Below are 9,525 nucleotides of genomic sequence, written 5' to 3'. Positions count from 1 at the left end.
GCAGCTGCCCATTCGTCGGGAATGCCGCTGGTCGCAGACCCGAACGAAAAGACGACGATCCGTCCACCGGGCACGGGAATCCGGACCGGAGCGGCGGCCTGGCGATCGTCGTGGCCCGCGCCGACCCCGGGAACTCCGGCGTGTTCGAGCGCGGCGAGGGTTTCGTCCAGGCCCTCCCGCCCGAAGTCGAGCACATGGTTGTTCGCCAGCGTGCAGCAATCGATGCCGGCTACCGTGAGCACCGGCAGGTTGGCCGGATGCATCCGGTAATTCACCGCCTTCGGCCAGAAATCTCCGCAGGTGGTGGCGCTGGTCTCGAGATTGACGATGCGCGCGGACGGCGCGGCCGCGCGCAGGACCGCCAGTGCGTCGCCCCAGACGTAGTCGAAGCCGACGTCGCGGCGGATCGGACCGTGCGCGCGCTCGGCCAGGCGCACGTATGCCTGGGCGGAGCCCACGTAGGATTCCCGCAGCAACGGATCGACCGAGTTCGGCAGGATCTGGTCAATGCCGCGTCCGAGCATGACATCGCCACAGAGAAACAGCCCGACGCTGCCGAGGCCCGGCCGGGCCGGACCGCCGCATGCCTTCCGGGTCGTGTTCCCGCGCCCATGCTCGGTGCCGCTGCTTCGACGTTGCTTCGGCTGAGGGTTCAGGGTCGTTCGTCGAGGCCTCGTGACCGTGGTGTGGTTGGCATCGGGCCGAACCGCCGCACCGTTGCCGGGGTCCGTTGGCGATACTGCGTTCAACGGCGCACGCAGGGGACTGCCCTCAGTCCGGCGCGGACCCCGCACCGGCTCCGGCGCATCACAGTGGAAGGATGTCCGGAGCGGCTGGAGCCGCGCCCGGCCCGCCCTGCCAGACCGCCGGGACGGGTCCCTTACCTGGTCGGCTTCGAGTAGTCCCGATCGACGGCCGGATCATATTCCCTTGCCCGTTCCTCACCGGCCTTTTCGGCGCGTTCCATTTCCTCCTTGTCGCCCTCGCCGGCCTTCCTGGCGGCCTCTTCGACCTTCCCGGACTCAACGAACTCCTGCGTATCCTTGTTGTAACGCTTCGCGGACTCCCGGTCGCCTTCGCCCTGAATTTTCGATTTGTCTGTCATGAGATACCTCTTGTCAGAATGCATTGCGATGCAAACCGCCCGCTTCCGCCGGCGCATTTCCATCGGGTTGCCCTGTGAAAATACTTCGTCAGGGCGTCAGAACGGCCATCCAATCGGGGGACAGCCTTGCTTCCGCCGTGGTTCCTTCAATCCCACCCGGATCGTTCAGGAGGGTCGGGACAGGCGCACCCCTCTTTCGTCGATCCGATGAGGATCGGTCCGACGCCCGCAACGGCAGCCGCTCCAGGGTCCCGGTGCAAACGGGGCGCCGGACATTGCATCACTGCACTTCGATCTTGCGGACGCGCTCACTCTCACTTTCCTTCATGTCGAGATGGAGCACGCCGCCCTCGAGCTTCGCATCGACCGAATCCGGATCAACGGCGCTGGGGAGACGGAACGAACGCTGCACCCGAGTGAACTGCCGCTCCTGCAGATGGGGGCGCCCTTTGGGGGTCTCGGCCGATCGCTCCGCGCGGATCGTCAGCATGTCGTCCGCCACTGAGACGTCGATTTCATCGGGTTTGAAGCCGGGCATTTCGGCATCGACGATCAGGTGACCGTCTTCCTCGCGAATGTCGACCGGATAGCCGCCCCCGGAGGTCTCCGCCGGGAACTCGTCGAACAGGCGTTGCATCATCTGCTCGAACATGTCGGCCGACTCGCTCCGGCGGCCAAGCGAACGCGGGCGAAACAGGGTTGGAAGTGCCATGTCTTTCCTCCTTGCACGAATCCGGCACGGTATGGATGCAGCAGCCCCGCACGGCCGGTTGCGATGGGGGCTGTCGACGTGGATTCAGTCGCCAAAGGAACGCGCATGTGCTGTGCCGCTTCCTGCGCCGAGCATGATCGGGTCCGGTGTCATCACTTCGCGTACGATCATGTTGGGCTCCTGTGAGGTTATGTGCCGGGTCCACGCGCGTGGCGCGGTTCGCAGTGCTCGTTGTCAGCCCATCTCTTCGTGGAACTGACGAGACGGTATCCCCGCGCGGATCCGGGAATGCCCTTTACCCTTCCTACTCTAGGAAGATCCGCCGGAGGCAGAAAGGCGTAGTACTACCGGTGGGGATCAATACGCCCACAACCCACCTCTGGGGGTCGGACCAAGGCAATGTATTGATCTTCAATGAAAAGGACCGCGGTTCCGCCTCTGAAAACATTCCTGGACTGCGCTTTTCGCCCCCCCCGGGCGTACCCTGGTCCGACCCCCGGGCGTCCCGGAGAATGATCGCGTTGCGACGCACCGCCGCGCGAACCCGGTCTGCGGGCCACTTCCTGGGTCGACTTTTGCCCCGCCCGCTACGCTGCCCCCGGAATCCTGCATGGACTGTGCCACAGGGCGGCGCCGTGTTCCGTTGCTATACTTCCGCAAGGCGGCATAGGGGTGATGGCGCTGAACCGGCTGATACTCGACTGAACGCGCGGTGCCCACCAATCTGCGGATTTCTCGCCGTTCCGGCACGGCGCGAGGCCATCTTCGTGCGTGCATACGCTTCAGGGTCCAGTTCAATGTGAGACGGGTATGAAAGATGGGATGCGATTGATTTCGACCGGCACGCCGGGCCTGGACGAGGTTCTGGGCGGTGGCTTACGCCGAGGTTTCCTCTATTTCGTGGAAGGCGATTCCGGCACCGGCAAGACGACCCTTGGCCTTCAGTTCCTGCTCGAAGGGGCGCGCCGCGGCGAGCGAACGCTGATGGTCTCCTTCTCGGAGACGACCGGGGAGCTCGCGACCGCGGCAGCCTCCCACGGCTGGACGCTGGATGGAGTCGAAGTGCGTGACCTCACCGGGAAGGTCGAAGACGGCGGTGCGCCCGTGCTGTTCCACCTCTCGGAGACGGCCCTGGACGAACGGGTGGACCAACTGCTCGAGGCCGTCGGGGAGTTCCGGCCCGAACGCATGGTGGTCGACACGCTCTCGGCGCTGCGTATCCTGAGCGACCGCCCGGGCCATCTGCGCCGTCACATGGAAAGGATCCAGCACCGCTTGCACCAGCTCGACTGCACCCTCCTGATGGTTGATGGGGTCTTCGGCGAGGAACTGCTCCATCCGCGCAGCCTTGCCTGGGGCATTGTGCGCCTGGAACAGTGCGTCGGCGACTACGGCCCGCAGCGGCGGCGCCTGTACGTGCCAAAGCTCCGCGGCCAGCCCTACCTCGGCGGCTACCACGACATGCGTATCCGCACCGGTGGCGTCGAGGTCTTTCCCAGCCTGCGCGCGGTCCCGGTCCAGCCCGCGTTCGAGTCCCGGGTTGTCTCGACAGGCGTTGGGCCCCTCGACGCCCTGCTGGGTGGCGGTCTGCTTCAGGGGACCAGCACCGCGCTGCTCGGACCCCCGGGGGCCGGCAAGTCGACCCTGGTCTCTCAGCTGACGGTCGCCCTGGCAGGCCGTGGCGAAGCCGGAGCGGTATTCCTGTTCGACGAATCCGCCGAGACCTTTCTCCGACGCGCAAAAGGACAGGGGATGGACCTCGGCCCCCGCGTCGACAGCGGCGCCCTGCGGCTGATCCGGGTGGATCCGGCGGAGTGTTCGCCGGGGGAGTTTGGCCATGGCCTCCGGCGGCTGGTAGAGGAGGAAGAGGTCCGCTTCGTCGCCATCGACAGCCTGAACGGCTACCTGCACGCCATGCCCGACGACCAGCTCATGCACCTGCACGTTCACGACGTCATGAACTACCTGGCCGCACGGGGTGTGATCACCCTGGTGACGATGACCCAGCCTGGTCCCCTGACCACCGGCGAGCGCCTGTCCGTGGACCTGAGCTATCTCGCCGACACCGTGATCCTGCAGCGATATTTCGAGGCGCACGGCGCGATTCATGCGGCCATCTCGGTGATGAAGAAGCGCTACGGCGACCACGAACACACCATCCGGGAGTACCGCATCGGTCCCGGGGGGCTGGTGCTGGGTGAGCCCCTTACCCGTTTCCGGGGCGTGCTGACCGGAATACCCGAATACGTGGGTGAACAGAGTCCCCTGATGTGAGCCGTCACCCATGAACAACGGCGGCCCGCCTCACCAGCCGGATGCCCGGATCCTGAGCCTGTGTCCCACCCGCGCGGACGCGCAGGTCATGCAGCGTCTACTGGACTCTGCCGGGATGGCCTGCGAGGTGTTCGACGACGCTGCCGGGTTCTGTGCCGCCCTCGGCCCGCAGGTGGGCGTTCTGCTGATGAGTCAGGAAGCGCTGGCTGGTGTCGCCGGGGCGTGCGTCCAGAAACTGCTGGCAACCCAGGAGGACTGGTCGTCCGTCCCGCTGATCGTGCTGACCGGCGGCACTGTCACGGGCCCCGCAGCCCAGGCCCTGCAGGGCCTCGAGGCCCTTGGGCGGGTGATGCTCCTCGAGCGGCCGGTGCGCCTGGAGGTCCTTGCCACGGTGGCGCGCCTGGCAGTGGCCGACAGGCTCCAGCAATTCCGGGTACGGGACCTGCTGGCGGAACGTGCAGAGGCCATCGCCCGGCGTGACGATTTCCTCGCCATGCTCGGGCACGAGCTGCGCAATCCCCTGGGTGCGGCGAGCCTCTGCGCGGAGGTTCTGGTGCAGGCCCCGAACGGCCAGCAGGCGGAGGAATGCACTCAGATCATCCAGACCCAGATCCACGACATGAAGCGGCTTCTGGACGACCTGCTCGACATCTCGCGCCTGACGCGCGACCGGCTTGCGCTGCGCTGCGAGCCGGTGGAGCTGGGCCGGCTTCTGCGCGAGGTGGCAGCGCAGGTGAGCCACAACCTCGAGGAATACGACCAGCGTCTCGACGTGGACCTGCCCACGGACGAGCTCCTGGTGCACGGGGACGCGACCCGACTACGCCAGGTCTTCGCCAATCTGCTGGACAATGCCTCCCGTTATTCGCCACCAGACACGGAGGTCACCCTCACGGCCGAGCGTGAGGGAACCGACGTCCTGGTGCGAGTCCGGGATCAGGGTCATGGAATGACCCGTGAGACCCTCGATCGGCTCTTCGAACCCTTCTGGCAGGCGGACACAGACGGGGGGCGCCGCGGCCTCGGGATCGGACTGGCTCTGGTGCACCGGCTGGTAGAGATGCACGAGGGCCGGCTCGAGGCGCGCAGCGAGGGCCCGGGCCTCGGTAGCGAGCTGCAGGTGCTCCTGCCACTCTCTGAGGAGCCACGGACCGTGGCAACGGCCCGTGAGAGTCGGGCCGACGTGCCCGGCCGCCGGGTGGTGGTGATTGATGACAACCGTGACTTCGCGCTCGGCATACAGCTTCTGTTGAGCCGCAAGGGCTACGAGGTCGAACTGGCCGGCAGCGGGGCCGAAGGCATCATCGCAGCCGAGCGGCAGCGCCCCGACGTGATCCTGCTGGATATCGGACTGCCGGATATGGACGGCTTCGAGGTGGCGCGCCGCCTGCGCAGGCTGCCCGGCCTGCAGGGGGTCCGCCTCATCGGCATGAGCGGCTTCGGCAGCCCCGAAGTACAACGCCATTCCCGGGACACTGGCATCGAACGCTACCTGACCAAGCCGCTATCCGCGGAGGCCCTCGCCCGGGCAATGGCCTCCAGCCACTGAGACCACTGTCCGGTGCCGGTTCGGGGGGAGGGGCCGGTCTCACAAGGCAGCTCCGGGCGCTGCACCATGCTGGATACGGGGGCTGACCCCGGGTGCGATGCAGTGCAAGTCACCGTGACAGCGGGACGCCTGCACGGCAGGATGGGCGCGAATCCCGGTCAGGAGGCCGCATGATCCGATTGCTTTCCGCGTTGCTCGTGCTTTCCGTTTTCCCTTCGACCAACGTGCAGGCGCAGGACCCGCACGATCAGGAGACCCTTCAGGTCGGAGTGCGGGTAGCGCCACCATTCGTGATTCCCGACGGTGCAGGGGGTTACGACGGCCTCGCGATCCGCCTCTGGGAGGCATTGGCCGGGGAGATGCAGGTGGACTACGTGTATCGCGAACGCGGCATCCAGGCGATCCTCGAGGAGACTGCTAGCGGGGAGCTGGATGTAGCGGTTGGCGCGCTCACCATCACCGCCGAACGCGAGAGGCGGCTGGACTTCACCCATTCCTGGTTCCGGACCGGCCTCGGGGTGGCGGCCAGCCTTCGCCACGACAGCGGTTGGTGGGCCGTGGTGCGCGTGTTCTTCTCGCGCGACTTCATGATGGTGCTGCTGGCCCTCGTGGCCTTGCTGACCTTCTGGGGTATGCTGCTGTGGCTGGCCGAGCGCCGCCGCAACAAGGCGCAGTTCAGCCAGCGGCCGCTCCGGGGTATCGGCTCCGGCTTCTGGTGGGCGGCCGTGACCATGACCACCGTCGGCTACGGAGACAAGGCGCCGGTGACCTTCTTCGGGCGACTGATCGGTCTGATCTGGATGTTCGCGGCGCTGGTCACGGTATCGACGTTCACCGCGTTGATCACCTCGTCGTTGACGGTGGGCCAGCTGGAGTCGCGCGTGAGTTCGCCCTCGGATCTTCGCCGCGCGCATGTGGCGGCCCTGCCGGGGACCACCGCGGCCGAATGGCTGAACGGCCGGCAGATCGACTTCACTGCCTACGAGGCACTGACCGATGCGCTGCAGGCACTCGAGCGGGGCGAGGTCGAGGCCGTTGTGTCGGACGAGGCGCTTCTGCGGTACCAGATCAGCGCCTGGGAAATGCACAGTCTGCATGTACTGCCCTTCATTCTCGACGAACAGGACTACGGTTTCGCAGTGATCGAGGCGGGGGAACTTCGCGAGCCCATCAACCGGGCCCTGCTCGTGGTCACCGCCAGCGAGGAATGGGAGGAGTGGCAGCGCGAGTTTCTCGGCGACTGAGCATGCACGGATGCCTGCCGTGCATGCGGCCCGGGGGGTTGGGGCAGGGATGGGCCTGGCGCGCCAGTACGTTCCGGACGCCGTCGCGGAAGGCAATACCGGGCGCCGGCGTCCCGAGGGATTCGCTCACTTTCCGAGCAGGCAGTGGGGATAGCCGTAGCCCCAGCGCCACGGCAACCCGCTGCAGGGTCCGCCGCCGAGCCGCACCGCATCGAACATGGCGTCGGCGATTATCGCGTAGGCACCCGTGATCTGCCCTTCGGTCAGACCGTAGGTCTCCGACAGGTATGGCGTCCGGTGGGCACCGGTGTCGAGCACGCACTCCCGCAGCGCCGCGTCGGCTGCGAACCGCGCCCGGTAGCTGTCTTCGGCTGTGTGCGCGGCGCCCGCGGCGTGATAGGTCCGGTCGTGAGTCACGCAGCAGGCCTCCCAGGGCGGTCGCGCCTCGTGGGTGCGGGCGAACGCCGGCAGGAGATCCGCGATCAGGTCCCAGGCCATCGACAGTCCGCCGCTGCAGCCGTCGGTGGTGAACGGAGCGGGTACGTGTCCGGTCCTGTTCATGACCGCGACCAGACGGCGATGTGCCGCCATCTCGATGGAGAGACGCAAGGCGAAGGACTCCCCGGGTTCCGTCTGCGCGGTCGCGTGCGTCGGGGCGAGGACGGCGATGCAAAGGCCCAGAAGCACAGCGACCGCGGTGTTTGGACGCTCAGGCATCGACTTCGTCGGCCACCAGATCGAAGCTCTTGAGCCGGAACCGGTCGCTTATCCAAAGGAGCAGGCGTTCAGGCGCGGAGAGCTGGTTCCGCGCCGCCACCACCTGCCGGGCCAGCGCCGGCCTGTTGGTGATCAGCCCGTCGACGCCCATCGATATCAGCCGCACCATCGTCACCGGGTCGTCGACCGTCCACACGTAGAGCTTCCGCCCCTGTGCGTGGGTTCGGCGGATCAGATCCAGAGAGGCCTGCCCGGCATTGACGGCCAGGAAATCCGCATCCAGGGCCGAGAGATCACCAATCGCGGTGGCCGCGAGGATCCCGTGGGGCCATTCGGGCCGCAGCGCCTGCATCTTGCGCACGCCCGGGATCTTGAGCGACATCACTCCGACGTCCGCCGACATGCCCGTGTCCGCGACGATCTCCGCGACACGGGATTCGAGCGCGACGTCGTGGCCGTAATATTTCAACTCGATCAGGACCTTGCCCCGGCCCCTGGCGGCGAGCAGGACCTCGCGCAGGGTCGGCGTGCGTTCGCCGGCATAGGCCGGGTCGAACCAGCTGCCGATGTCGATCCGGGCCAGGTCGGCCATCGTGGCGTCCCACACCTTGAGATCGACGCCCCCCAGCTTCATGAAATCACTGTCGTGGGCGACAACCACCTCGCCATCGGCGGTCTCCTGGACGTCGATCTCGACCCAGTCTGAGCGTTCCACAAGGGCCTGTTCGATCGCGGCCATGGTGTTCTCGGGCCGAGCCACGGAAGCACCGCGATGGGCGATGATCTCGACGTCGCGCTCGGCGCCGACACGTTCGGCCAGGCTGCCGCCGAGGTAGAGGCCCGCGAACAGCGCGGCCGCCGCGCCGCCAAGCAGCAGCGAGACCGGCAGTGTCCGGCCCGTCGCGGGCCGAAGGGCGCCGGGCCCGGCAATCTCCGGGTTATCCCCTGTCGCCTCGCGGTAGAGCCGGTCGAGCAGGGACCCGAGCGCGCCGTTGGCAAGAGCCGAGACCACCGCGTTCGCGAGCCCCCACAGAAGCAGCAAAGCGACCGTGGAAAACGCCAGCCAGCGCAGGTTCGCCCCGAAGAGCTGCTGGACACCGGCGACCAGAAGCGCGGCGACACCGGCGACCAGCGCAACCATCAGGGTACGCAGAAGGACCCAGACCACGAGCCGCCCGACGACCTGCAACCGTTGTCCGCGCAGCCGTTGCGCGCTCTCGGCGAAACTCCGGCGCGGCCGCACCTTTCCGAACAGGAACAGATGCAGGGCGATGGCCCAGCTCGACAACCGTGCCAACAGGATGACCGCGAGCCCGCCCAGCAGCGCACCGCCGAGCCCTGCGGCGGCAAGGAAGGCCGGCGGCCGGTAGGTCAGGTAATAGTTGATGTCGTAGCGGCCGAGCGCCAGCCAGGCGATCAATGCGCCGATCAGGAGGAACGGCGCCGCAATCAGCAGAATGCGCAGGACGAGTTGCAGGCCGAAGGCGAACAACCCGGCGAAACGTGCGAGAAAGAGGCCCAGTCCCGAGATCACCGCCCGGTGCGCCCTGTGTTCCTGTCGGCGCAGCGTGGCGGTCATCACGGCGACGTCGAGGACGCTGGCCACGATCGACAGGCTGATCAGCGCCAGAGCCCCGGCGAACCCGGCCGGGGTCAGCAGGAACCAGGCGATGTCCTGATCGGTGACCGCGTTCTGGCCGGAAACCGCGAGGGCTGCGGCGAGCACAAGACCCGAGACCGGCACGATGACCGCAGCCGCCAGCAGGCGGACCGACAGGTGGATCAGGGTGAACGCTGCCAGAAATTTCAGCGCGGCACGATAGCTCGCGACGACATCCTGTAAAACGTTCACGGCACCCCCGGCTCCCCGACGCAATGGAGCCTTCCCACCAGGCTTCGATGCTGGCAAGGCGGTTCTCCCGGC

At 67.1% G+C, this 9,525-nt stretch carries 8 protein-coding genes; 3 read left to right on the top strand and 5 right to left on the bottom strand.

Features of this window, described 5'->3' with window-relative positions; genetic code table 11:
• The 3 genes from ACESMN_RS02800 to ACESMN_RS02790 form a co-directional block, all read right to left on the bottom strand.
• Nucleotides 1-524, bottom strand: a 524-nt coding sequence (locus ACESMN_RS02800) for a CapA family protein (protein ID WP_373052063.1), incomplete at its 3' end; no start/stop codon positions are given.
• Between the two features lie 356 nt (nucleotides 525-880).
• Complete coding sequence (locus tag ACESMN_RS02795) at nucleotides 881-1,105, bottom strand: hypothetical protein (protein WP_373052062.1); 225 nt, start codon at nucleotides 1,103-1,105, stop codon at nucleotides 881-883.
• Nucleotides 1,106-1,385: 280 nt separating this feature from the next.
• Nucleotides 1,386-1,757, bottom strand: coding sequence for an Hsp20/alpha crystallin family protein (locus tag ACESMN_RS02790; protein ID WP_373052061.1), 372 nt, complete (start codon nucleotides 1,755-1,757; stop codon nucleotides 1,386-1,388).
• An 882-nt stretch (nucleotides 1,758-2,639) separates the two neighbouring features.
• On the opposite strand from ACESMN_RS02790, the gene ACESMN_RS02785 reads away from it, so the two are divergent.
• The 3 genes from ACESMN_RS02785 (at nucleotide 2,640) to ACESMN_RS02775 (ending at nucleotide 6,884) form a co-directional block, all read left to right on the top strand.
• The gene (locus ACESMN_RS02785; protein WP_373052060.1) at nucleotides 2,640-4,091 is read left to right on the top strand and encodes an ATPase domain-containing protein; all 1,452 of its coding nucleotides are present in this window, start codon (nucleotides 2,640-2,642) and stop codon (nucleotides 4,089-4,091) included.
• Nucleotides 4,092-4,101: 10 nt separating this feature from the next.
• The gene (locus ACESMN_RS02780; RefSeq protein ID WP_373052059.1) at nucleotides 4,102-5,640 is read left to right on the top strand and encodes an ATP-binding protein; all 1,539 of its coding nucleotides are present in this window, start codon (nucleotides 4,102-4,104) and stop codon (nucleotides 5,638-5,640) included.
• A 170-nt stretch (nucleotides 5,641-5,810) separates the two neighbouring features.
• Complete coding sequence (locus ACESMN_RS02775; protein WP_373052058.1) at nucleotides 5,811-6,884, top strand: transporter substrate-binding domain-containing protein; 1,074 nt, start codon at nucleotides 5,811-5,813, stop codon at nucleotides 6,882-6,884.
• 126 nt (nucleotides 6,885-7,010) lie between these two features.
• On the opposite strand, the gene ACESMN_RS02770 is transcribed toward ACESMN_RS02775, so the two are convergent.
• Both ACESMN_RS02770 and ACESMN_RS02765 read right to left on the bottom strand, forming a co-directional pair.
• Nucleotides 7,011-7,601: a hypothetical protein gene (locus ACESMN_RS02770; RefSeq protein ID WP_373052057.1), complete on the bottom strand. Its 591-nt coding sequence runs from the start codon at nucleotides 7,599-7,601 to the stop codon at nucleotides 7,011-7,013.
• A complete protein-coding gene (locus ACESMN_RS02765) occupies nucleotides 7,594-9,453 on the bottom strand; it encodes a glycerophosphodiester phosphodiesterase family protein (RefSeq protein WP_373052056.1) in 1,860 nt (619 codons plus the stop codon). Before ACESMN_RS02765 ends, ACESMN_RS02770 begins: the two co-directional genes overlap by 8 nt.
• Between the last annotated feature and the right edge of the window lie 72 nt (nucleotides 9,454-9,525).

The sequence above is a fragment of the Thioalkalivibrio sp. genome, assembly GCF_041690275.1.
In the GTDB taxonomy this organism is placed as follows: domain Bacteria; phylum Pseudomonadota; class Gammaproteobacteria; order Ectothiorhodospirales; family Ectothiorhodospiraceae; genus Thioalkalivibrio.
This window is presented reverse-complemented; position numbering and strand designations above follow the sequence as displayed.